This is a genomic window from Paenibacillus motobuensis, assembly GCF_039521865.1.
Taxonomy (GTDB): domain Bacteria; phylum Bacillota; class Bacilli; order Paenibacillales; family Paenibacillaceae; genus Fontibacillus; species Fontibacillus motobuensis.
Genome location: NZ_BAAACX010000008.1, coordinates 467,694 through 489,087 on the forward strand (window position 1 = coordinate 467,694; position 21,394 = coordinate 489,087).

General features: G+C 46.1%; 24 protein-coding genes and 1 pseudogene. 13 read left to right on the forward strand and 12 right to left on the reverse strand.

Annotation, left to right across the window (positions count from 1 at the left end):
* Window positions 1-930: a YusW family protein gene (locus tag ABD014_RS10185; protein WP_343860523.1), complete on the reverse strand. Its 930-nt coding sequence runs from the start codon at window positions 928-930 to the stop codon at window positions 1-3.
* A 180-nt stretch (window positions 931-1,110) separates the two neighbouring features.
* Here ABD014_RS10185 and ABD014_RS10190 point away from each other — a divergent pair, with 180 nt between their 5' ends.
* On the forward strand, window positions 1,111-1,512 hold the full coding sequence (locus tag ABD014_RS10190) for a DUF2871 domain-containing protein (protein WP_343860525.1): 402 nt from the start codon (window positions 1,111-1,113) through the stop codon (window positions 1,510-1,512).
* A 79-nt stretch (window positions 1,513-1,591) separates the two neighbouring features.
* Here the strand turns inward: ABD014_RS10190 and ABD014_RS10195 are convergent, their stop codons facing one another.
* The 3 genes from ABD014_RS10195 to ABD014_RS10205 form a co-directional block, all read right to left on the reverse strand.
* Window positions 1,592-2,122 carry a methylated-DNA--[protein]-cysteine S-methyltransferase gene (locus ABD014_RS10195; RefSeq protein ID WP_343860527.1) on the reverse strand — a complete coding sequence of 177 codons (531 nt, stop codon included), beginning with the start codon at window positions 2,120-2,122 and terminating at the stop codon, window positions 1,592-1,594.
* A complete protein-coding gene (locus ABD014_RS10200) occupies window positions 2,119-2,709 on the reverse strand; it encodes a bifunctional transcriptional activator/DNA repair enzyme AdaA (protein WP_379337535.1) in 591 nt (196 codons plus the stop codon). The genes ABD014_RS10195 and ABD014_RS10200 overlap by 4 nt, the downstream gene beginning before the upstream one ends.
* A 128-nt stretch (window positions 2,710-2,837) precedes the next feature.
* Window positions 2,838-4,019: an oxalate decarboxylase family bicupin gene (locus ABD014_RS10205; RefSeq protein WP_343860531.1), complete on the reverse strand. Its 1,182-nt coding sequence runs from the start codon at window positions 4,017-4,019 to the stop codon at window positions 2,838-2,840.
* Window positions 4,020-4,254: 235 nt separating this feature from the next.
* Here ABD014_RS10205 and ABD014_RS10210 point away from each other — a divergent pair.
* Window positions 4,255-4,470, forward strand: a pseudogene (locus ABD014_RS10210) (extracellular solute-binding protein); the annotation flags it as partial.
* An 88-nt stretch (window positions 4,471-4,558) separates the two neighbouring features.
* On the opposite strand, the gene ABD014_RS10215 reads toward ABD014_RS10210, so the two are convergent.
* On the reverse strand, window positions 4,559-5,485 hold the full coding sequence (locus ABD014_RS10215) for an aldo/keto reductase (RefSeq protein WP_343860533.1): 927 nt from the start codon (window positions 5,483-5,485) through the stop codon (window positions 4,559-4,561).
* A gap of 160 nt (window positions 5,486-5,645) precedes the next feature.
* Between ABD014_RS10215 and ABD014_RS10220 the strand changes: the two genes are divergently transcribed.
* Window positions 5,646-6,023 (forward strand): MerR family transcriptional regulator, encoded by a 378-nt coding sequence (locus ABD014_RS10220; RefSeq protein ID WP_126996643.1) that lies wholly within the window; start codon window positions 5,646-5,648, stop codon window positions 6,021-6,023.
* 69 nt (window positions 6,024-6,092) lie between these two features.
* Here the strand turns inward: ABD014_RS10220 and ABD014_RS10225 are convergent, their stop codons facing one another.
* From ABD014_RS10225 to ABD014_RS10250, 6 genes are all read right to left on the reverse strand, one after another.
* Window positions 6,093-6,635, reverse strand: a complete 543-nt coding sequence (locus ABD014_RS10225) for an NADPH-dependent FMN reductase (protein ID WP_343860541.1) — start codon at window positions 6,633-6,635, stop codon at window positions 6,093-6,095.
* A gap of 351 nt (window positions 6,636-6,986) precedes the next feature.
* A complete protein-coding gene (gene uxaC / locus ABD014_RS10230) occupies window positions 6,987-8,375 on the reverse strand; it encodes a glucuronate isomerase (protein ID WP_343860543.1) in 1,389 nt (462 codons plus the stop codon).
* Window positions 8,376-8,676: 301 nt separating this feature from the next.
* On the reverse strand, window positions 8,677-9,675 hold the full coding sequence (locus ABD014_RS10235) for a LacI family DNA-binding transcriptional regulator (RefSeq protein WP_343860545.1): 999 nt from the start codon (window positions 9,673-9,675) through the stop codon (window positions 8,677-8,679).
* A 113-nt stretch (window positions 9,676-9,788) separates the two neighbouring features.
* Entirely contained in the window at window positions 9,789-10,133 is a 345-nt protein-coding gene (locus ABD014_RS10240; protein WP_343860547.1) for a hypothetical protein, read from the reverse strand.
* Window positions 10,134-10,136: 3 nt separating this feature from the next.
* On the reverse strand, window positions 10,137-10,706 hold the full coding sequence (locus ABD014_RS10245; RefSeq protein WP_343860549.1) for an ImmA/IrrE family metallo-endopeptidase: 570 nt from the start codon (window positions 10,704-10,706) through the stop codon (window positions 10,137-10,139).
* 155 nt (window positions 10,707-10,861) lie between these two features.
* Complete coding sequence (locus tag ABD014_RS10250; RefSeq protein ID WP_343860551.1) at window positions 10,862-11,239, reverse strand: helix-turn-helix domain-containing protein; 378 nt, start codon at window positions 11,237-11,239, stop codon at window positions 10,862-10,864.
* Window positions 11,240-11,537: 298 nt separating this feature from the next.
* Here ABD014_RS10250 and ABD014_RS10255 point away from each other — a divergent pair, with 298 nt between their 5' ends.
* Together ABD014_RS10255 and ABD014_RS10260 are read left to right on the forward strand one after the other, a co-directional pair.
* The gene (locus ABD014_RS10255; RefSeq protein ID WP_343860554.1) at window positions 11,538-12,041 is read left to right on the forward strand and encodes an ArpU family phage packaging/lysis transcriptional regulator; all 504 of its coding nucleotides are present in this window, start codon (window positions 11,538-11,540) and stop codon (window positions 12,039-12,041) included.
* A 251-nt stretch (window positions 12,042-12,292) separates the two neighbouring features.
* Complete coding sequence (locus ABD014_RS10260) at window positions 12,293-14,002, forward strand: DUF4127 family protein (protein WP_343860556.1); 1,710 nt, start codon at window positions 12,293-12,295, stop codon at window positions 14,000-14,002.
* A gap of 107 nt (window positions 14,003-14,109) precedes the next feature.
* Here the strand turns inward: ABD014_RS10260 and ABD014_RS10265 are convergent, their stop codons facing one another.
* Entirely contained in the window at window positions 14,110-14,922 is an 813-nt protein-coding gene (locus ABD014_RS10265) for a copper amine oxidase N-terminal domain-containing protein (RefSeq protein WP_343860558.1), read from the reverse strand.
* Window positions 14,923-15,288: 366 nt separating this feature from the next.
* Here ABD014_RS10265 and ABD014_RS10270 point away from each other — a divergent pair, with 366 nt between their 5' ends.
* The 8 genes from ABD014_RS10270 to ABD014_RS10305 all read left to right on the forward strand — a co-directional run bounded on the left by ABD014_RS10270 (window position 15,289) and on the right by ABD014_RS10305 (window position 21,378).
* Window positions 15,289-15,465 carry a hypothetical protein gene (locus tag ABD014_RS10270; RefSeq protein ID WP_343860560.1) on the forward strand — a complete coding sequence of 59 codons (177 nt, stop codon included), beginning with the start codon at window positions 15,289-15,291 and terminating at the stop codon, window positions 15,463-15,465.
* The gene (locus ABD014_RS10275) at window positions 15,462-15,920 is read left to right on the forward strand and encodes a phage tail terminator family protein (RefSeq protein ID WP_343860562.1); all 459 of its coding nucleotides are present in this window, start codon (window positions 15,462-15,464) and stop codon (window positions 15,918-15,920) included. Before ABD014_RS10270 ends, ABD014_RS10275 begins: the two co-directional genes overlap by 4 nt.
* Entirely contained in the window at window positions 15,898-16,128 is a 231-nt protein-coding gene (locus tag ABD014_RS10280; protein ID WP_343860564.1) for a hypothetical protein, read from the forward strand. The genes ABD014_RS10275 and ABD014_RS10280 overlap by 23 nt, the downstream gene beginning before the upstream one ends.
* A gap of 1 nt (window position 16,129) precedes the next feature.
* Window positions 16,130-17,458: a phage tail sheath family protein gene (locus ABD014_RS10285; RefSeq protein ID WP_343860566.1), complete on the forward strand. Its 1,329-nt coding sequence runs from the start codon at window positions 16,130-16,132 to the stop codon at window positions 17,456-17,458.
* 13 nt (window positions 17,459-17,471) lie between these two features.
* A complete protein-coding gene (locus ABD014_RS10290; RefSeq protein WP_343860568.1) occupies window positions 17,472-17,939 on the forward strand; it encodes a phage tail tube protein in 468 nt (155 codons plus the stop codon).
* An 11-nt stretch (window positions 17,940-17,950) separates the two neighbouring features.
* The gene (locus ABD014_RS10295; protein ID WP_343860570.1) at window positions 17,951-18,370 is read left to right on the forward strand and encodes a phage tail assembly chaperone; all 420 of its coding nucleotides are present in this window, start codon (window positions 17,951-17,953) and stop codon (window positions 18,368-18,370) included.
* 259 nt (window positions 18,371-18,629) lie between these two features.
* Window positions 18,630-20,693, forward strand: a complete 2,064-nt coding sequence (locus ABD014_RS10300) for a tape measure protein (RefSeq protein ID WP_343860572.1) — start codon at window positions 18,630-18,632, stop codon at window positions 20,691-20,693.
* Between the two features lies 1 nt (window position 20,694).
* Complete coding sequence (locus ABD014_RS10305; protein ID WP_343860574.1) at window positions 20,695-21,378, forward strand: LysM peptidoglycan-binding domain-containing protein; 684 nt, start codon at window positions 20,695-20,697, stop codon at window positions 21,376-21,378.
* The last annotated feature ends 16 nt before the right edge of the window (window positions 21,379-21,394 follow it).

The following is a 21,394-nucleotide window of genomic DNA, read 5'->3' on the forward strand; positions in this document are numbered from 1 at the left end:
TTACTTATTAGATTTGAAAGTGAGCTGGTCCCCATCTGGGAAATGGATTTTAAGCTCGAATTCTTTATAGTTGTCAGCTAATTGAAATGCCGTCAAAGTACGTGAGATAGCGTCCTGCTTCGGCGTATCCTTTTCAATTTCCAGCTTGGGTAGAACCTTCTCAAGCTGCTTCAGCGCTGTGGCTCCTTGTATATTCGTATTAGTCTTACTTCTCTCATCTTCAATTTCAGCTTGAATCATGCCGTGATAATTCTTGTAATCCACTTCATATTGTCCTTGCGCATAATCAACTTCCAGCTCGAATTCGAGGAAATTGGTAATGCTCGTGGTCAGTTCCTCTGTATTCGTCCCTAGGTCTGTACCGTTCTGGTTAGCCTGCTCTCGATGATCGGCGCCAAAATTAGCACTGCTATGATGCTCATTATGCACGATGACGAGCTTCAAATCGGCCACTTTATTTTGCGTGATTTTCGTGAGGATCGATTGCAATTTATTCGATTCCTGGCTGGCTGCATTGGCGATCAAATTGGCCTCAGACGTCGAGAAGTTCTGCGCGGTCCAGGTGTCTTCTTGTTGGAGCATGTCTTGTACAACTTTAATAGAAGCAGCGTCAAGTACCTGTCCGGTTAATGCTTCGATCTGATCTTGATTGAATAGGACAACAGTCTTGTAACTGTCCTTATATATTATGGTCATCGTAGAATCGATATTGTTCTCCCCTGAAGCAGAAGGGTGATTGGTGCCCTTGGCTGGCGTGGTCACTTTTTCATTAGCAATTCCTATCGTGTTGGAATTTGTCTCGGAAGGTGCGGCATCCGCTGATTCTAGCGGACGGGGCTTGGATTTGTTCAGGCTTGGAATCAGAATCAGGGCTCCCGCCATAGCTACCACAGCAATACCAGCAACTACTTTTGTTGTTGTCTTGTTCATGTTGTCATTCCTTTCTCTGTGCATTGTGACAATTATCTCAAAGACACTTTAACATAGAACCCCGTCCCCCTAGATTTGTAAATGTGAACAATCTTTTAACAACTTATGATATGGATTACAATCCCGGCTTAAGTTATTTACAATAGGGGCTGAAGTGAGTAAATAATGGAGGGTTATTGAGTGAGAAAATCATACATAGCCGCATTTATCTATCTATTAATCGGGTTAGGATTTGGTGTGTTTTCGAGAGAATTTACGAAAATACAAGGCTTTGACGGGTATACGGTATTGAATGTTCTGCATACCCACGTTCTTATTCTCGGCTTTATGTTCTTCCTGATCAGTCTGATTCTTTCGAAGCTGTTCTCGGTTCATCAGATCAAATCTTTCAATGTCTGGTTCATCGTCTATAATATCGGTCTGGTCCTGACGATCGGCTCTATGACGGTGCGCGGAATATTGCAGGTGAATGGTAGCGATATGGCAGGCCTGAGTCATATGGCAGGTCTATCGCATTCGATTATCGGCATCGCCTTGATCTGGTATATGCTGTTGCTGAATAAAGCGTACAAACAGCAGTAATATAATAGCACTATCGAGCAAAAAGGCATGGTCCCCAAGGTTAAACCTCGGGACCATGCCTTTAATAATTAAATCCCGCCTATAGCAGGCTCGATCCGCTTCGCTCCAGCTCCAGCAATTTCGTCTTCATCTCAAGTCCACCGCGATAGCCGGTTAATGTCCCATCCTTGCCAATCACCCGATGACAGGGAATGGTAATCAGAAGAGGGTTAGCTCCGATTGCGGTACCTACTGCGCGAACCGCCGCTGGCCTTTGGATATGATTGGCAATGTCCGAATAAGAGCATGTTTGCCCATAAGGGATCGCACGAAGAGCGTCCCATACTTCTTTTTGAAATGAGGTTCCCTCCAGCGCGACAGGAAGCGAGAAATGTTGCCGTTGCCCCTGCAGATATTCGCTCAGTTCAACGACATAGGGACGGAGGATTTCATCGTTTTCTATCAGCTGGTATTCCTTATAATGCTTCGCCACCCACTTGCTTAGCTCTTCGAAATCCTTATTCTGAGATCCAACGTAGCAGAGCCCTTGCTCGGTAGCAGCTAGGTAAATGCTCCAGTCTTCCTGCGACAATTTAGACCAGTACACCGTCATGTGCGAATTTTGCTTCATAATAAATCGTCTCCTTCATGCGGAATGCTTGCGTGTTCTTTGCGATATTGTGCCGGGGTGACTCCGGTCCGTTTCTTGAATAGGGTTATAAAATAAGCTGTATTTACCATGCCTACACTGGCGCCAACTTTGGCGACCTCAAGCCTAGAATGGAGCAGCAGCAGCTTGGCTTTAGCAATCCGTATCTGCTGGATGTATTCGACCGGCGTTACACCCTTGATTTTTTTAAAAGTCCGATGAAGGTGGTAGGGGCTTCCATGACTAACCTCAGCGAGGGTCTGGAGGGCAAGGGAAGCAGAGTAATTGTTATCAATGTATTCTGTGACAAGCTGAATCCATTCATCATCAGGCAATCGCTGACCGGTTGGCCTGCAGCGTTTGCAGGGTCGGAAATTCTCGGATAAGGCCTGCTCAGCGTTTTCGAACAGGCGGATATTCTCCATTTTCGGCGGCCTCGATTTACAGGACGGTCTGCAGAAGATACCCGTTGTCTTGACGGCATAGAAGAACTCTCCGTCATAGGCGGGATCATTGCCTACAATGGCGTTCCACCGCTCACGGGTTAGCTCTATGGGATGAAGATGCATGGATGTGTGCTTCAAGTGTAATCCCCCTGGTTTCATATCGGCTTCGTATATTAATATACTCCTTAATTGGGATCATCGTACGCTTTTTAAGCTGTAATAGCAAGATAACGAAATTTTGGGGAAGGGGTTTATTTTAGATTATCGTATTTGACAACGGGCCATTTCTCTTTGCGAAGAGCGTCCAGTAATTCAGGGGGCGCATTTAGGTTGGCTTGTACAAGCTCACACGGCGTAAGGGCCATCCATTGGTTCAAGGAGATGTCTGCAAAGCGGTCGCTCTTGAATATTTCAAGGAACCAGAGGGTGTCGTCCCCGGTGTTCTGGATATAGTGTCCGAAGGCGAAGGGGACATAACCGACATCTCCCGCCCGGACGTTAAAAGTGCGCGCGACTCCATTACCGCCGAATACAGTCATTCGACCTTGACCCGTCAAGTAATATTGCCACTCATCATTATTGGGATGCCAGTGCAGCTCGCGCATCGCGCCCGGCTTAATCTCGACCAGTGCAGCCGCAACTGTCTTGGAGATGGGGAAGTTGGTGGTATCAGCGATGCGGACACTCCCGCCCGATGTCTTCAGTGGGGTCTGTGCCAGAAGCTTATGCTTGAAGCTAATGGGAACCGTACCGTAGGGAGATTGAACCTCCTGACTAGCTAATGATCTTGGGACCTTGTCTGGGAAAATATATAGCTGCTTATCGGGAATTCCATCGAAAGCAGCTTCATCTACTCCAAAGTTGGCGGATAGGACTTCTTTGGGCGTATGGGCGAACCAGTCTGAAATGGATAGTGTATTCAGATCTGAGAAATTGCCGTCATCAAAGACAAGCAAAAATTCACATCCATTCTCAAGCGCTTGAATAGAGTGGGGGATGCCCGCCGGAAAATACCACAGATCTCCCGCCTCAATATCAGCGATAAAATTCCTTCCATTCTGATCCACCGCGGTGACTCTGGCACTGCCAAGCAGCATATAGGCCCACTCAGCTTGCTGATGCCAATGTAACTCGCGTACCCCGCCCGGCACTAGACTCATGTTAACGCCTGCCAGGGTCTTCGCGATCGGCAGATCCCGTACGGTAATTTCTCTTGACCATCCGCCCTCATTAAGCTGCATATGGGTATCAGAGTAAGACATAACCAGATTCGGCATTAGCCCGGAATCGGTGACCGGAGGCACCAGCATATCAGGGTTCTCCCGGTCTCTCATCACATCCCGTGGTCCATAATCGGGCCCGCCTGCACCATCGCTGCGTATCGGTTGGGGGATGCGAGGAGGTTCACAGTTGCTTGGTTCTGAATTTGCCATTAAATGATATCCCTCCTTGAACACGGGCATCATTCCCGCCCATTCAGAATATGTTTATGAGTTAGGGCTTGGATAATAGTATTATTCATCGAAGTCAGTTATGCGATAAAAGAAACACGCTCCTCACAAACGGCCGGTGTAAGCTCGTTTGGAGAAGCGTAGTTATGAAAGCTGTATGATCTATTGAAGCTGTTTAAGGAGAAGGATCCTAGAACATTCCTCTGTCTTCTTCCTATTCCCAGCCCTGTTCTTGACAGAAGCGGAGTCTGCTGAAGTTACAGCGCTTCGTTCCGATCTAAGCACATATGTAGCGCAGATGGAAGCTAAATTCATTACGGGCCAAGAATCTATCGACGGTTGGGATAAATATGTCCAAACCCTTAAGAAAATGGGATCTGACCGCTTCCAGGAAATTTACCAAGGTGCTTATGATCGCTGGAAGAACAACTAATACATTTTATAAGGTTTAATAAAAAAGCGTCTCTGATGTCATTACTGACACAGGGACGCCTTTTATATACATATTGGAAACTACTACGTTAAGGCAAAATCTTACCGCCTGCCTTGTAAATGCTGTACCATTCTTCTCTGGTGAGTGGAATCTCCGAACCTTTGCAGGAATCGATAAGTCTTTGCTCATTTGTCGTTCCAAGTACGACCTGCATGTTAGCTGGATGACGAGTAATCCAGGCTACGGCGATCGTTGTATTGGTTACTCCGTATTTCTCGGCAAGCTGATCAATAATCTTGTTGAGTTCTGGATAATTCTCCAGGTCGCCAAGGAAAGGTCCGTTGAAGAAGCCTTTCTGGAATGGGGACCAAGCTTGAATCGTAATATCCTTCAAACGGCAATATTCAAGAATACCGCTGTCACGGTTCACGGATTGATCGACATCCATATTGAAGGCGATGGCCGAATCGATCATTGGCGTGTGTGTAATGCTAAGCTGCAATTGGTTAGCAATGATTTTATGTGGAATGTACTTCTGTAGCAACTCGATTTGGTTCGGAGTCTGATTGGATACCCCGAAATAGCGAACCTTACCGCTGCTATGCAACTGATCGAATGCTTCAGCAACTTCCTCTGGTTCCATTAATGTATCAGGACGATGGAGTAATAGAACGTCCAGATAGTCTGTCTTCAGACGCTTCAGAATGCCGTCCGTTGCTTCGATAATATGCTCCTTGGAGAAGTCGAAGTAACCTGGACGAATGCCGCATTTGCTCTGCAGAATCATTTGCTCCCGAATTTCAGGATTCATTTGGATCGCATCGGCGAAATGGGATTCGCATTCCCCATAGGATGGTCCGTAAATATCGGCGTGGTCGAAGAAGTTAATCTCGTGATCCAGTGCAGTACGAATTAACTTCTCTGCCTCGGTCACAGAGAGCTGCTTCAGGCGCATATTGCCCATAACTATATTTGACGCTTTCAAATCTGTACCAGCGATGTTAATATACTTCATGCTTTACATTCTCCCTTCATATTCTCTACAATAATAGGATAAGTGCTAGAGTTCACTCTATGTCAAATAACAAATTGGATCGGAAATTTATCTGAATATAGGATGTTCATTGTTATGGCATTTGATCCAAATATGGGCCTTAATGGAGGAGAGATTTTCAATGACTTATACTATTTCGCAGGTTGCCGAGAAGACGAACCTGTCCGTGTACACGATCAGATACTATGATAAAGAGGGACTGCTCCCTTTTGTAGATCGTGAGAACGGTGTACGTGTATTTCATGATCAGGATATCGAATGGATAGACTTGATTTGCTGTTTGAAGCATACGGGAATGCCAATCAAGGATATTCGTACCTTCATCCAGTACTGTATGGATAATGATGCTGTCGTGGATAAGGGCCTGGAGATTCTGATTCAGCACAAGCACAATGTAGAGCAACAGATCAGAGATACTCAGCGGAATCTGGAGACGATTGAATACAAAATTAATCATTTGCCGCAAATGTACAAGGAGAAGTTCTCGATCCATCATTAGTAGGCTTAATAAAAAAATCCCTCACCCTCTAATGAAGAGAGTGGGGGATTTTGGCTTTGGGGGAGAAGATTATTGACGCAAGGTTTTCAAAGCGCCGCTCCAGGCAAGAACTTGGTCAAGCATACCGTTAAGGTTAGTCAGGTGAAGATCAGCTGGCTTGAATACGGAGAAGTTCTCGAAATCTGTGAACAGGGACAGAGCTGGGTGAACACGTACGTCAGCAACGGACAATTCGCCCAGGATACCGCGCAGATGTTCAGCTGCACGAGCGCCGCCAACAGAGCCGTAGCTCACAATACCAGCAGCTTTGTCGTTCCATGCTTCACGGGCATAGTCGAGTGCGTTCTTCAGAGCTGCAGAGATACTGTGATTATATTCTTGAACGATGAAGACGAATCCGTCCAAGCTGTTCAGTTTATTATTCCAAGCTGTTGCTTGTTCTGTAGCGTCAGCTTCACCGAGCAATGGAAGTTTGAAGTCAGCGATATCAACGATTTCATAGTTTGCGTCTCCACGCTCGTCAGCGATTTTCTTCACCCATTCGCCAACCTGTGGGCTTAAGCGACCTTCACGTGTGCTTCCTAAAATAATACCGATGTTTAACTTGGACATTGAGAAATCCTCCTCTGAAATTAAATAGATGAATAATAACTTGCTTCAGGAATCATAACCGTTCTGTGAATGAGCCATTCTTGCATATTCTTCACAGATCAACATCGTTTAATTCCTAATGAACAATCTTATTTTTAAGTGTCTTAATATCACGATATGAATATAGCATACCACATTTACTAAATCAAGTACCTAACAAAATGTTAGTAAAGAATTTTTTGAAATAGTTCGAAGTCACGGATATTCTCTTTACTTCAGCAATTAAATAAGCCCATGAATTCAATAAGAATGAACTCATGGGCTGGGCTTGTTCTCGCATAATATTAAAAAGTGAACCTTTTTGACTTCCACTCAGAAGCCAAAATATCTGGCTGCATTGTTGTATGAAATATCTTCGACCATCTGTCCTAGTAATACAGAATCTTCAGGCGCTTCGCCGCGCTCTACCCACTCACCGATCAGTTCGCACAATACACGGCGGAAATATTCATGGCGTGTATAAGACAGGAAGCTGCGCGAGTCGGTCAGCATGCCGACAAAGTTCGCGAGCAAGCTGTGCTCTGCAAACAAGGACAATTGCTGGCGCATCCCGCCGCGAGTATCGTTGAACCACCAGCCGGAACCGAGCTGCAGCTTTCCTGGAGTATCCCGCTGGAAGCAGCCCATCAGTGTCAGCAGTACAGGGTAATCCTTCGGATTAAGGGAGTACAAAATCGTCTTCGGCAAGCCAGCTTCGCTCTCAGCGCGATCCAGCAACTTCGCCAGGGCTTCGGTGATCGGCAGGTCATTTAGGGCATCATGTCCCGTATCTGGTCCCAACGACTTCAACATCGAAGTATTATTGTTGCGGTACGCATGCATATGAAGCTGCATTGTCCAGTTCTTCTCACGATAGAAGGCAATTAACTGAGCCATCAGCTCTGTACGGTAAATCGTGATTTCATCCGCTGAGAGCGTCCCATCGGCTAGTCTCTTACGGAAAATAATATCCAATGTTTCGGCATCACCGGCCTTATAGCGCAGTACGTCTAGCGCATGGTCGGACAGGCGGCAGCCGTTGTCATGGAAGAAATCAACCCGATTCTTGAGTACATGGACTAATTCAGCATAGGAGGAAATCGACTGCCCAATGGCGTTCTCCAGGCGACCGATCCATTCCTTGAAGCCTGGGGCATCGATGTTCAGCGCTTTATCGGGACGGAAAGTAGGCAATACTTTGAAGTCCTGTTCCTCTTCAGCCAAACGTTGGTGATAGCTCAGAGAATCCACCGGGTCATCGGTAGTGCATATCATTTTCACATTAGCGTTCTTAATGATATTGCGACGCTTGAATGACTCTGTCGCCAGCTTGCGGTTCACTTCCTTCCAGATCCGTGGTGCTGACTCTTCATTCAGCAACTCATCGATGCCGAAGAAGCGGCGAAGCTCAAGGTGTGTCCAGCTGTACAGCGGATTACCGATCGTCTTTGGTACCGTTCTGGCCCAGGCCAGGAATTTGTCATAATCGGAAGCATCGCCCGTAATATGAGTCTCCGGCACTCCGTTAGCACGCATTAATCTCCATTTATAGTGATCTCCAGATAACCAGGCTTCGGTCAGGTTCACAAATGGCTTGTTCTCGTAAATTTCCTGCGGGTCGAGATGGCAGTGATAATCAATAATTGGCATCTTGCTGGCATGGTTGTGGAACAGCGTCTTAGCCATAGGGGTAGTTAATAGAAAATCGTCATTTAAGAACATAATACCGGCTCCTTTATATCATATAAGTTCGGGTTACAAGGTTATACCTGTCTTGAAAATAGCCAGTTCACGCACTTCATTTTGACTATAATAATGCACACGTTAACAATTATGGACGTAAAAAAGGTATCAATTATGGACTAGTACGTCAGATGGGTAATATTCACGTGTTCAGTTTATGTTTACTTCGTATTTTAGTCAATAACATAAATTAGACTGCACGAGCATTGCACTTTAGAAAGAAGCCTGCGGTGAGCGGATTTAGCTGTCATCTCAGGCTTTTCTAATGAGATTATATTTCTTAGATGCTTGAGACCGTCTGACGGATGATCAATTGTGTCTTGACGAATAGCTGTTCAGCAGCTGTATCCTCAGGTTTGTTCATCAGTTCGATTAATTTCTGCGTTCCTAATTTACTTATATCAGCGATAGGTCTGTGAATTGTAGTCAGGGCGGGATTGGTGTACTTGGCGAAGACGATATCGTCAAAGCCGATTAACGACATTTGCTCTGGAATCGAAACACCTCTGGCATAGCAGGCATTCATTGCGCCGATCGCCATATTATCGTTGGAACAGAGCACCATGGACGGCGGCTCAGGTAAAGACAAGAGTGCGTTCATCGCGCTGAAGCCGCTCTCTACCGTGTAATCACCGGATACAAAGTATTCGTTTCTGATGGGGATTTGCTTCGCGAGCATGCTGTCGATGAAGCCTTGCTTGCGCTCGGAGGCCGACTTGAAGTCCGGTCTACCTTCAATCATGGCGAGCCTGCGGTGACCTTGCGAGATCGCATATTCAATAGCTTCCTTGACACCTATCCGGTCGCTGGCCACTACATTCATGATGCTTGAATCCTCGAGTTGGCGGTTGAGGACAACAAGCGGGATATTAGCCTTTTTGACATGATTAATAAAGGCATTATCCGCATCGCTCTGGCTAATGACGAGAATACCGTCGAAGCGATGGCTGGAGATGCTGTCCAGATGCTGGATACTGTCAATACCGCTGACCGACAGGTTATAGTTCTCATCAAGCACATGCTTGATGCCTTTGATTACGTCAACGAGGAAGCTCTCCGATGTGCCTTGGTCGATCGAGGAGAAGAACAGGCCGATCGTAAAGGATTTTCTCGTGACAAGGCTCTTGGCGCTGAAATTCGGAACATAGTTTAGTTCTGCAGCGATTTTTTCAATTTTGTCCCGGGTTTCCTTCTTTATTATCGGATTGCCATTAAGCGCTCTGGATACAGTTGTATGGGAGACGCCGGCGGCCCGGGCAATATCTTTTATCGTAATCATGCATACCTCTTAATTCTTCATATAGTAGTGTGTGCTCCGGGATAAAAAGCAGACTTTTGATATTCCTCTAATAGATGTTAACGTGTTCATTTTATGTCTAACGGGGCAGCAAGTCAAATAGATATGTTGACCTGCTCCCAGCGATAGCCTAACACTTCTTCAACATCGGCAATCTGCAGAATGAACAGAGAAATGTCGGCTTCGGAGTGACGTGCGGATAGTTGGTGAAGCCGTATGCCAATTTTCTCTGGGTCTTCGCTACTGATAACAAGATCTTCAAGCAGGACGGAAGCACCGATCAGGTCGCCGAACTGTTCAGCTTCGAACGGTTCAAATGGGCCGGATAAGGGTAAATAGAGAACCTCGCTCCAGTTCAATTCGCCCGGATCAGGCTGAACAATGAGCTGAAGTGGATGTATCCCTTCCGAGATGAAGTCACAATATACGGCTAGTCGCATCGATCAGTTGCCTCCTTTGCCTCCGGTAATCTGTCGTTCCAATTGGTCAAGAATCCGCATGGTCTCAGGAGACCATGACTCAGCGGCTTGCTGCTTCCGATCCGCTTCGCGAGCTGCTGCGATCAATGTGCCCTGAAGTACTCTGCGCTGGACTTGATCGAGTCTACGTTCCGCTAATTCCAGGGTAACCTGGAACTGCTCAGCGATGAACGGAATCGCCTCACAATGCTGATCCGGAATATTTAATCTGGTCATCATGTAGAACGGCATCGCAGCGTAGAGAACGAACTGCTCGGCCTCCGTCTCCTGGGCACTCTTGAAGAGCAGGGGCATTCGGCGCTGATCACCAGCATGACGCATAACATGGCAGAGTTCATGGAAGAAGATCAGTCGGGCACTCAGTTCCTGCGTCTGTTTATTAAGAAATATAACTTTATCTTCATTATCGGAGAAGGACGGACAGGCCTCATAGATCAGTTCAACGCCAAAGGCTTCGGCAATATTATCGATATCTAGCTGGTCAGGAACCATAATTCCGTGGCTCATATATTCTGTGCTGATCCATTGTTCCAAAGGAGTTTCCTGGTAATAGGAGAATAACATAAATCCACCTCGAATAAGAATGTATGTTCGCAATATATTGGAAAATAATAGCCCTTCACAGAAAGGGCCTGATCAAAAGTCAAACTTGATTATTAATAGATTCGTCGTCATATACGGTGAATCCTCTATTGATTAGGATTGTTTTTATCTGTGTCTCCGCCGTCCTTATGCAGCAATTTCTTCTTCTGCTCGCGATAAGCCTTAAGCGCGGCCTCCATCATCGCGATTTCGTCAGCGGTATAGGCTTCAGGACCACCGTAAAAAGACATGTTCGTCACCGCTTCTTTCATTGGAGCAGGGTCCTTGGTTCTGCCCAGCAAATAATCCCCGCTTGTATCCAGCGCATCGACGATGCGGCGCAAGGATTCTGGATCGGGCTTGCGGTCATTCGTCTCATATCTCGACAATTGGACGATCGTAAGCTCCGCTTGAGCGGCTAAATCTTTTTGTGTAAGTTGCTTCAATTCTCTGAGGTACTTGATACGATCACCAAGGGTTTGCATAATGACTCCTCTTTCATCGTTTAGACTATTATAGCATATAGTTACCGTAATGGTAAGATAAAATTTTGTATTTATTTAGGAGATACAGAGATTGACATTACCATAATGGTAATTTATAATCGATATATAGTTACCGTTTCGGTAAAAAAGAGTTTAGGGGGTAGGGAGACAAAATCAGACAGAGCGATTCGAATAAAGATTTAAAAGATTCTATCCATTATAAGTTACCAAAATGGTATTGATAATTCAACTGTCTTATGATCATATATTTTATTGGTGAATCTGAGGAGGGATTGTTATGGCAAGACGCAACACTAACATTTACTTGACCGTCTTTGAGAATCTGCCGATCAATCAGACTGCAACAAGAGTGGCTGTGGAGCAGCGCCTTGAAGAGATCCGTCATTACAGGCAGATTGGCTTTATCCGACGCGAGGCCGGGATCACGGCCAGTTATGAGCCAAGATATCACGGAAATACGAATCTTGTCAGCAAGCCTTCTGAACATCTGGCTATATCGAATGTGGATCGCGAGGCAGAATTGATCCGCAAATCAGAATTGTTGGACAAGGCGATGTGTAGTCTATCTGCGGTACAGCGTGAGGTTATTGAACGGAGCTATCTGAGCCGGGAGGACGAGTATGATTTCATCAGCTGCGGCGAGATGGGCATTAGCGACAGAACATATAGGCGCATCAAGGCAAGTGCGCTGCGGATTCTTGCCGTCGCTATGAAGCTGGAAGTATTCGAAAATGAGGAGTCTGAGAGAGTAAGGGAATATGCGAAATGCAGTAATACTTAGAACGTGGTATTTAGTCGGCAGAGAGTGCCGGCTTTTTTCTTTTCCAAAGAACCGAACATATGTCCGCTTTGTGTCCTTTGGATGTCCGATCATTACCTTTTTGCCGTGTTAAATTGGTATTGTGGCATAAGGTGAGAATGACAAGAAACCCTGCATCGCCGATTACATCGCAAAAGTCGCTGAATAACATTTCGGCGGCTTTTCTTATTTTATGCCACATATATTTAAACCAATATAGAGGTGATTATTTTATGAAAAAAGTATTGTACGTACCACTCGATGATCGTCCTGTAAATCTGGATGACGTGATCACATTGGGGCACTCTGCCGGATTGCAGCTTATTACGCCTGACCCCATGGACATTAGGAACCGTATTGATTCTGATGCAGAAGCTTCGGGAGATCAATTGATTAGAACCTGCTCGCCAACGTTCGGCAATACGGCGAACATTCGCCAATTCATCCTTGATCATGCGGCAAAGGTAGAGGGATTTATTATTTCGATTGATATGCTTGCTTACGGCGGACTGATCGGCAGCAGACGATTGCGGGAGAACGGAGGCGGGGACTATCCAAACTATGATTCCTCTACAGCCCACTTGCTCGATGTGATCTGTCAGATTAAAAAGCGTTATCCTCATAAACCGGTGTATGTGCTTGACACGATTATGCGGCTGGCGACAACGTCATTTACAGAAGGGCTTACCTACGATGCCTACGTAGAATCTCGTAATTTCATGGGCCAGCCTCGCCAGGCATACACGGCCTTCAACGATATTCTGAACGGATACAACACTTCAGATACGGATACACAATACGGCGATACCACGGAGTTTAATAAAGAGCATTATTATAACACCCGTCAGCATAAGTTCAAGACGAACTACTATGTATTGGATCGCTTGGCACGCCGCGGTTATATCGATTTTCTAGCAGTTGGGGTCGATGATGCGAAGACAGAAGGGGTACAGATCAACGAGATCCGCTTCGTGGAGAATTTTATTGATCTCTCACTTGGAGGCTGCGGTGGACAAAATCCGAATCTGGCGATTATTCTGCCCGATGCTGACGGTCTCGGTCATTCCTTGGTAGCACGTATGGCTAACCAATTAAATAGAGGGAGAAAAGGCAGAACAAAATTTTCGCTTCAATATTATGGGCCGCATGGCTCCACGATTATTAACCCGTATGAATATATGAGCCTACATGATAATATTCTTCGTCATATCGATATTGTTGGAGGGCAATATGTCATCAACTCGCCGGATATCGAGATTATCGCCATTACGGACGCTGCCCAAGTATCCAGTGCTATGGCGCGGATTGATGCTAATGGAACGGAGAACAGGGCGACCGTTGTGATTGACTTTGTCGGTCAGGGGGCAGCCAATGCCACAGTAACAGATGCATTGCTGGGAAGCCAATATACCGGTCGACTCCTCGGATACAGTGCTTGGAATACGGCCGGAAATAAAATCGGGCTCTCCTTAGGGATGGGCCAGGCCCGCTACTCCTTCCTGGTCTCGGAGAAGAAGGAGGCGGCGCTCGAATTAGCCGTCAACGCGCATGGGTCTCTGTTGTTCAAGCGCTTCCTGAAGGATTACTACTACAAAGCCGTAGCTATCGGAGAAATCCGGACGTACTCAAGAAGCCATGGCAAGTACAGCAATTTTCCGCAAACGATGGCAGATCAGAATATGCTTGTCTTCAATTCGCCGGAAGATTATGAATATATGCTTACTTTGCTTCGAGATCGAATGCAAACCCTGGTATCGATCTTGGGAGATAAGCCGGCTTTCCAAATTGGCAACTCCGATGGTGCGGTTAATGTGAAGCAAATTTGCGGATCTTCCTGGAAGCTTGCAGGGTATTGCAGTGTTAATTTGCCTTATGATAATCCTGATTTTCTATGGGGCCGTGCCTTTGAGATCACGCTGGCTCCTGCTGTTAAGTTGAAGTAACCCGTCTTATTCCCTAGTCTTTTTTAGTTCGATTAAAGTACCAAGCAAAAGGACCTCATCTACCACGAATAGCGGAGGTGAGGTCCTTATATAAAATTCGATGGGCGTTAGGCCCCTGTAATAGGAATTTCGTTTTTCTTGAAACTAATGCTATCCACTCTCCAGATCCCTTCACTATAGACGAATTGAGCCTGCCTGGTCATCGTCACCAAATCCCCGTTTGCATTTTTTCCAATATCAATAGATTGAGAGAATTTCCCCGTCGTAGGGCTTGTGTAATAAGCCGGAGAGGTGAGATCTTTGAACTCGTATTTACTGTTAAGCCCCTTATCTCGAATGATTGAATTAATGAACCGATCCGTAAAATATGGTGCGAAGTAAGAACGGACCTGCTGGATGGCAGAGATATCGTTGGCTTCATTCAACATATCGGATAATTGCCGCAAACGTTCCATAGTAATTTTCTGTGAGGCCGGGGGCTGTCCAGGATTCATGTTCACTGCGATTTGCAGATCATTCAATGTAATCGTAGCTTGTCTGACTCGTTGATCCCACTTTACGTCCGCTCCCAATGTTTGACTTACAAAACGGAGGGGAACATAAGTAGTTCCTCCATTCATAATCTGTGCAGGAACGTCCAGCGTAACCTCGGATTGATTGACCTGGACCTTTTTAGAGCCTAGAACTAGCTGTATGGTAGTGTCATCTTTGACAATAGTAATAAGCTGACTACGCTTCTCCCATTCAACCTGGGCACCTAAGTGCTGAGATACATCCCGAAGAGGAATAAGTACACGATTGTTCTGCAGCTTCCCATTATCCAGTTCTACAGCGGCAGGACTCGCAAAGCTGGAGGCGGATAATACGGGAATAGCCAGTATGACAGAGGCCAGTAAGGATAATGTCCATTTATTAAGCATGCGAACCTCCGAATCTTTAAAATTAAAATAGCCGTTAATATATTAAACGTAAAATAAGTGGAAATGGTTGCAATAAATTTGGATTTAGCAGGAAAGTAAGCTGCTGGTCCTAGGACTTAAAAACGTGATCTCAAAGAGACCACGTGGCGTAACCAAGGACATCCAGTGTTTTTACATGAGAGATCAGTTAAATACGAACATATGTCCGCTTGTTGTCCTCTGCATGTCCGTCCATTTCCTAAATGGCGTGTTAAATTTGTATTGTGAGAATCAGGCGAATGGGCTAGAGAGGTCCTTCATCGCCGGATAGAACTAGGAAAGTCGCTGAAGCTAATTCAGCGGCTTTTCTTTTCGGGAGGGAAGCCAATGCCAACGTGCAACAACAACAAGAATCCGCCTGCCGCGCCATTTACTGAAATCGAGTGGAAGCAGCCCAAGCTGTGCATCAGCTGTATATGGGGACGGCTCGAAGGAACAAAACAATTTTGCAGCCTGCCGCGGTGCGTGGTGGAGAATCAAGGGAAGAAGGGAGCAGAGGCATGATTGAGGTGAGCTTCAGTGCATTGCTAGATGGGGTCATGCGATCACTTGCCGAGCGTTTTCCGGAAATCCCGGTACATCGTGAGAAGTCTGAGCAGAAGGCCGAGGGGCCTTATTTTTATGTGGAAATGCTGAAGGCTTCACAGGAGCAGGAGCTGAATCGGCGTTATCACCGGGCGTGTTCATTTCAAGTGCAGTTTGTAAGTGGGACGACGACTCAGAGTCCAAATATGCGGGTGGATGATATAGCCGAGCATCTATATGAATTATTTCGCGAGCTCGATATTGACGGTGCCAGATACATGGGGACGCAAATGAAGCATGAGGTTCGAGATGGGGTGCTATTTTTCGACTTTAGCTTTCATTTTCTGGTTTGGCTCCCGGCAGGGGCAGAGCCCAAAATGCAAACGCTCAAAGAGGAGGAATCTCTGAAAAATGACAGCAAAAAAGGCAGTTAAGCAAGCGGAGGATCTGGAGACGATTGTGTACCAGCCGGAAGAGACGCATAAGGGAACATCGTTCTCCAAAGCGCAATTTCTAGCTTCGCAGGCCTATTCCGGAATGCAGAAGGATATTTTGTCGGTCGTGCTGAAAGATGGGCAGCGGTATACAAAAGCAGAAGCAGAAGTGAAAATAAATCAATTTAAACATAAAGGAGTGAAATAAAATGGCGGGTGGAACATTTACAGTTCAGAACAAGGTAAGACCTGGCGTTTATATCAATTTCAAATCGGAGGCAAAATCGCTTGGCACGCTTGGAGAGCGTGGGATCGCAGCATTCCCGGCACCGCTTCCTTGGGGCAAGAGTGGTATTACGGTCCTGAATAGTGAGACCTTCCTGGAGCAATGCTTGCCATCGCTTGGCTTCCAGCCAACGGATGCGCGAATTCGCCACGTTACGGCGGCAATGGCTCATGCTAGTAAAGTCCTGATTTATCGGCTAGGAGCTGAGGGCGCTGTGAAGGCAACAGCCAAGCTTGGAGCTCTGACAGCGACAGCAAAATACGGTGGTACACGAGGCAATGATCTGCAGGTCGTTATTCAGTCCAGTCTGGACTATGAAGGCTTCTTCGAGGTGAAGACGCTGTTGGATGGTGAGAAAGTAGATGTGCAAACCGTCGAGACGGCGGAGAAGCTGCTGGCGAATGAGTTCGTCGAATTCTCGGGAAGCGGCGCATTGACAGAGACTGCGGGAACCGCCCTGGAAGGCGGAGCGAATGGCAGTGGAGGCGCGGGAGAATATTCCGACGCATTGTCGGCTTTTGAAGCAGAGGACTTCAATGTCCTTGGCATTCCTGTAGACGATAGTGCTGTGAAGCAGCTGGCAGTTGCTTATACCAAACGCCTGCGCGAACAGGAAGGCAAGAAGTTCCAGACCGTGGTATATGACTATCCTGCGGCCAACTACGAAGGCGTCATTAGTCTGAAGAATGGTATCGTTACAGGAGATGGCCTGACAGTAGAGCCTATCTATTTGCTATGGGAGATCGCGGCAATGGAAGCGGCGGCGAATGTGAATGAGTCGCTCACTTATACAGAAATTCCGAATGCGGTTGATGTAGCGCCAAAATATACGAATTCGGAGATTGTACAAGCCCTGAATCAAGGCGAAATGGTGCTTAGCGTCGTTAACGGGCGTGTAGTCATCGAGCAGGATATTAATACGTTGACTTCTTTTACAGCCGATAAAGATAAGAAATTCAGCAAAAACCGGGTGCTGCGTGTACTCGATTCTATGGCGAAGGACATCCAGTCTATTTTCAGCCAAAATTATGTCGGCAAGACCGATAACAATGCGGATGGGCGCAATTTGCTGAAGGGTGAAGTGATCAGCTATCTGGATAATTTGCAAGGAATCGGGGCAATTCAGAATTTCGATTCGCAGAGCGATATCGAGGTCATGCCGGGGCAGGATGTCGACGTGGTCTGGATTCAGCTCGCGGTTCAGCCGGTAGATAGTGCAGAAAAAATTTATATGAGCATTTCAGTTCAATAAGGAGGGACAGACCATGGCATTTTTTAATAAACAGGATGCAGTAAGCGGGAAGCACGGAAAGGCGTTCGTCATTATCGACGGACGGAATGAGGAACTGTTCTATGCGAAGACGATTGAAGCTACGATCGAGAAGAATAAGGTCGACGTACCTGTTCTCGGCAAGACGAATACCCCTCAGCGTTCTGCGGGGTGGAAGGGCAGCGGAACATTAACAATTTATTATGTGTCTTCAGTATTCCGCCAATTGATGCGCGACTATATCCGCACGGGCAAGGACTTCTGGTTTGATCTGCAGATTGTAAATGAGCAACCAGGCAGCTCGGCAGGCAAGCAGACCGTTATTTTGAAAAATTGTAATCTCGACAGCGTCATTGCGGCCAAGCTTGATGCGACCAGCGACGATATGCTGGACGAGGAACTGCCGTTCACATTCGAGGACTACGATATTCTTGATTCGTTTAATACGATCCAAGGAATTTAAGGAGGAGCAGCATGAGTAATTTAAGTTTATTTTTTGCGCAAAATGTAGTGTCGGAAATTTCTGAAGAAGTCATCATTTCGCCCCGTTTCAAGAATGAAGCGGGCAAGCCAGTTCCGTGGAAGCTGCGCAGTATGACCGAGGACGAGAATGAAGCGATCCGCAAATCGTCACAGCGCAAGATCAAGGAGAGAGGTATCGTTACACTGGATACGAACTCCGATGAATATTTGGCCAAGCTCGTTGTGGCCAGCGTCGTGTTCCCGGACTTGAAGGATGCCGAGCTGCAGAAATCCTATGGCGTACTCGGCGCTGATCAACTGCTGCGCAAGATGCTGCTGCCTGGTGAGTATGCGACGCTCCTGCAGAAGGTGCAAGAGATTAACGGCTTCGACAGAGATGTCAACGATCTGGCTGAAGAAGTAAAAAACTAATTAAAGAGGGCGACGGTGAGGCGAACTATGCCTACTACGCCCTCCACAAGCTTCGCATTATGCCCTGGGACTTCGTCGAGCTTGAGCCGCGGAAGAAGGCCGCGCTGATCGCGATGATTCAGGTGCGGATTCAGGCGGAGTCCAAATTAAATAAAAAGTAACCGTAGGAATTACCTCGCCTACGGTTTAGTTTTTTAGAGCACTTTCGGAGAAATGGTATTGGGAGTGCTCTTTACTATTTTTGAAAGGAGGCGTGGAAATGGCGACATTGATGGGTGCACTGAACTTATTCGGTAAAGGCTCTAAGCCGGTACAGAATTTTAATAATACATTAAATGTAGGTCTTGCAGATATTTCAAATACACTCAATCTCGGAATAACCGATATTACGAATACATTGAATCTTGAGCTCACCAAAGTAACGAATACTCTCAATCAGACCGTTAACAATTTTAATCAGACCTTAAATCAGACTCACAATACTTTTCAAACGATTGTATATGTTCAGAATGAAGTTGCTAAAGCGGAAGAAAAAATAACGGATGGTATCGAGAAAACCACTGAAGCACAGGAAAATCTCAATAAAAGTGTGGAGAAGTCCGGAAGTAAAATTTCTGATTTCCTTAAGAAATTTAATACCGAGTCTGTGATCGAGAAGCTTAAATCGGCAAAGTCCTTTACCGAGGATTATATGGATACTTTCTCTAGACTGGATTCGATTAACGATAATTTACAAACTACGAAACAACTCCAGGATAAAGTATTTGCTTCTGCTCAACGATCCGGGGGCAGTTACATGGAGATTGCTAATAGCATCGGAAAAATGGGGCAAGCAGCCCTATCTGCATTTAAAAGCAATGACGAGCTGATTGCATTTCATGAGTTAATGCAGAAGTCATTCCGGGTTGGCGGTGTACAGCCTGAAAATCAACAAGCCGTAACTGATCAGATTACTTCCATTATGGCATCGGGAACGATGGGAAAGAGCGATTTCAGTACACTATTAGATACTGCTCCCCAAATTATCGATTCATTATCAAATTATACGGGGAAGAGTAAATCTGAGCTCATGGACCTAGCGGCAAGTGGCGCGATTACAGCCGATGTGTTAAAGAACTCGATGTTTGCTGCATCCGGTGACATTGAAGATAAATTTTCGCAGATGCCGATGACGGTTGGGGATAGCTTCAATATTCTCAAAAACAGTGCTCTGAGTTATCTTGATCCGGTTATAGCTAAGATGAACGAATTCTTTAACAGTGATGCCGGTCAGCTTATTGCACAACTATGGGCGATGGTAGCGCCAATTGCTGCACAGGCCATAGCCTGGATGGTAGCCAATTGGCCGATTACCCTAATCATTCTTGCGGTGGGAGCACTAGTTGGTGCACTGTTGTATTTTGGAGTTTCAGCTGAACAAATCGTCGGCTTTGTAACAGGAGTGTTTTTTGCACTCTATGCTTACATCTACAATACAGTAGCTTTACTGTACAATCTCTTTGCATCATTTGTTGAATTTTTAGCTAACCTGTTCATTGATCCGATCTTTGCTGTCAAAAAATTAATTTATGACTTAGCGATGACCTTTGGCGGATACATGTACAATATGCTTCGGTCAGCTGAGGATTTTGCTGGTGGCTTCATGAAGGTAATTATTGAGGGCATTAACGGTGCGTTGAAGGGTTTCAACAAGCTGGTTGAGGGTGTCAATAAAATCTTCGGTACGAAATTTAGCACTGCTAATTTATTCGATGCGGATAATATCCATGCGATAAGTGACTCGTTTAAGGGTCTGATGGATGGGATGGAGGAGCCAGTAAGCAATAAGGATTTATTTAAAGTTAACCGCATGGAGTATAAACAGACATCTGAATATTTTGCGAAGGGCAATACTCTAGGAGCCGGTCTTACAGGTGATTTAATCAGCTCGGTCAAAGGCCAATTTGACAATTTCGGCAAGAAAGGGATGCAATTCACACCTGATCCTTACGGGTCAAATGGGTTAACGAACCCAATGGGAGGAGCTAATCCATCTGGCGGCTTCGCTTCGGGTGCGGCTAATGCCAACTCCATCCCCAATGTCGGAAGAGTCGATAAGGTAGGGCAAGTCGAGAATTCGGTAGATATCAGCAGTGAGGATCTGAAAATGATGCGGGAGCTGGCTGAGATGAAATCGATTCAGAATTTTGTCTCCCTCACTCCAACTGTCCAGGTAACGACAGGCCCAGTGAACAACGGTGCGGATATCGATACGATCGTAGCCCGGATAGAACAAACTCTGGAAGAGGAAATCGCCGCTTCCGCTGCGGGGGTGTATGGATGAGATGAATAAATATTCTATGACGCTCTCTTACAATAACGAGAAAGAAGCGATTGAATTTCCGGTGCTGCCAGCCAAGATTGAGGTTTCCGAATCCGGTAATCATAAAACCTATGACATATCGAAGCTCGGTGAGATCAACGTGCTCAGGAATGTAAAGCTTGCCGAGTTGTCTTTTGAGGGCATATTTCCGGCGAGTTGGTTCCCGGGGGCGAGTGTTGCGGAACAAAGGTTATTCGAGCCGAAGCACTATGTGGAGAAGATTCAGGAATGGTCGCGTTCCAAGCAGCCGATGCGTCTGGTCTTTACTGGCGGAGCCATCGATATAGCGATGTATGTCAGCGTCGAGAAGTTTTCTTGGTCCGAAAGCAGCGGGGCGGTTGGCGATATCAAGTATCAAATTTCGTTTAAGGAATACCGTTTCTATGCGGCAACGAAGACGGAGATTGTGAAAGATACCAAAGAGGGAGCCAAGACCACTAATAAGAGCAGCACCGAATCGAAGCCCCGTCCAGATACGAGAGTTCAGCCCAAGACTTATACATTGGTAGCCGGGGACTCGCTTTGGAAGGTGGCCAAGAAGTTTCTTGGCGACGGAGCCAAGTATAAGCAGATTCAGAAGCTGAATGGCATTAAGGATAGCGAACTGAGGAAATTACCGATTGGTAAGGTCATTAAGCTGCCGTAAGAGGGAGGGGCATCCA

Bases quoted from the DNA above. Each gene is read 5' to 3' on its own strand.
- ABD014_RS10185 (WP_343860523.1), bottom strand. From the start codon at position 930: ATGAACAAGACAACAACAAAAGTAGTTGCTGGTATTGCTGTGGTAGCT.
- ABD014_RS10195 (WP_343860527.1), bottom strand. From the start codon at position 2,122: ATGAAGCAAAATTCGCACATGACGGTGTACTGGTCTAAATTGTCGCAG.
- ABD014_RS10200 (WP_379337535.1), bottom strand. From the start codon at position 2,709: ATGCATCTTCATCCCATAGAGCTAACCCGTGAGCGGTGGAACGCCATT.
- ABD014_RS10205 (WP_343860531.1), bottom strand. From the start codon at position 4,019: ATGGCAAATTCAGAACCAAGCAACTGTGAACCTCCTCGCATCCCCCAA.
- ABD014_RS10215 (WP_343860533.1), bottom strand. From the start codon at position 5,485: ATGAAGTATATTAACATCGCTGGTACAGATTTGAAAGCGTCAAATATA.
- ABD014_RS10220 (WP_126996643.1), top strand. From the start codon at position 5,646: ATGACTTATACTATTTCGCAGGTTGCCGAGAAGACGAACCTGTCCGTG.
- ABD014_RS10225 (WP_343860541.1), bottom strand. From the start codon at position 6,635: ATGTCCAAGTTAAACATCGGTATTATTTTAGGAAGCACACGTGAAGGT.
- uxaC (WP_343860543.1), bottom strand. From the start codon at position 8,375: ATGTTCTTAAATGACGATTTTCTATTAACTACCCCTATGGCTAAGACG.
- ABD014_RS10235 (WP_343860545.1), bottom strand. From the start codon at position 9,675: ATGATTACGATAAAAGATATTGCCCGGGCCGCCGGCGTCTCCCATACA.
- ABD014_RS10240 (WP_343860547.1), bottom strand. From the start codon at position 10,133: ATGCGACTAGCCGTATATTGTGACTTCATCTCGGAAGGGATACATCCA.
- ABD014_RS10250 (WP_343860551.1), bottom strand. From the start codon at position 11,239: ATGCAAACCCTTGGTGATCGTATCAAGTACCTCAGAGAATTGAAGCAA.
- ABD014_RS10255 (WP_343860554.1), top strand. From the start codon at position 11,538: ATGGCAAGACGCAACACTAACATTTACTTGACCGTCTTTGAGAATCTG.
- ABD014_RS10260 (WP_343860556.1), top strand. From the start codon at position 12,293: ATGAAAAAAGTATTGTACGTACCACTCGATGATCGTCCTGTAAATCTG.
- ABD014_RS10265 (WP_343860558.1), bottom strand. From the start codon at position 14,922: ATGCTTAATAAATGGACATTATCCTTACTGGCCTCTGTCATACTGGCT.
- ABD014_RS10270 (WP_343860560.1), top strand. From the start codon at position 15,289: ATGCCAACGTGCAACAACAACAAGAATCCGCCTGCCGCGCCATTTACT.
- ABD014_RS10275 (WP_343860562.1), top strand. From the start codon at position 15,462: ATGATTGAGGTGAGCTTCAGTGCATTGCTAGATGGGGTCATGCGATCA.
- ABD014_RS10280 (WP_343860564.1), top strand. From the start codon at position 15,898: ATGACAGCAAAAAAGGCAGTTAAGCAAGCGGAGGATCTGGAGACGATT.
- ABD014_RS10285 (WP_343860566.1), top strand. From the start codon at position 16,130: ATGGCGGGTGGAACATTTACAGTTCAGAACAAGGTAAGACCTGGCGTT.
- ABD014_RS10290 (WP_343860568.1), top strand. From the start codon at position 17,472: ATGGCATTTTTTAATAAACAGGATGCAGTAAGCGGGAAGCACGGAAAG.
- ABD014_RS10295 (WP_343860570.1), top strand. From the start codon at position 17,951: ATGAGTAATTTAAGTTTATTTTTTGCGCAAAATGTAGTGTCGGAAATT.
- ABD014_RS10300 (WP_343860572.1), top strand. From the start codon at position 18,630: ATGGCGACATTGATGGGTGCACTGAACTTATTCGGTAAAGGCTCTAAG.
- ABD014_RS10305 (WP_343860574.1), top strand. From the start codon at position 20,695: ATGAATAAATATTCTATGACGCTCTCTTACAATAACGAGAAAGAAGCG.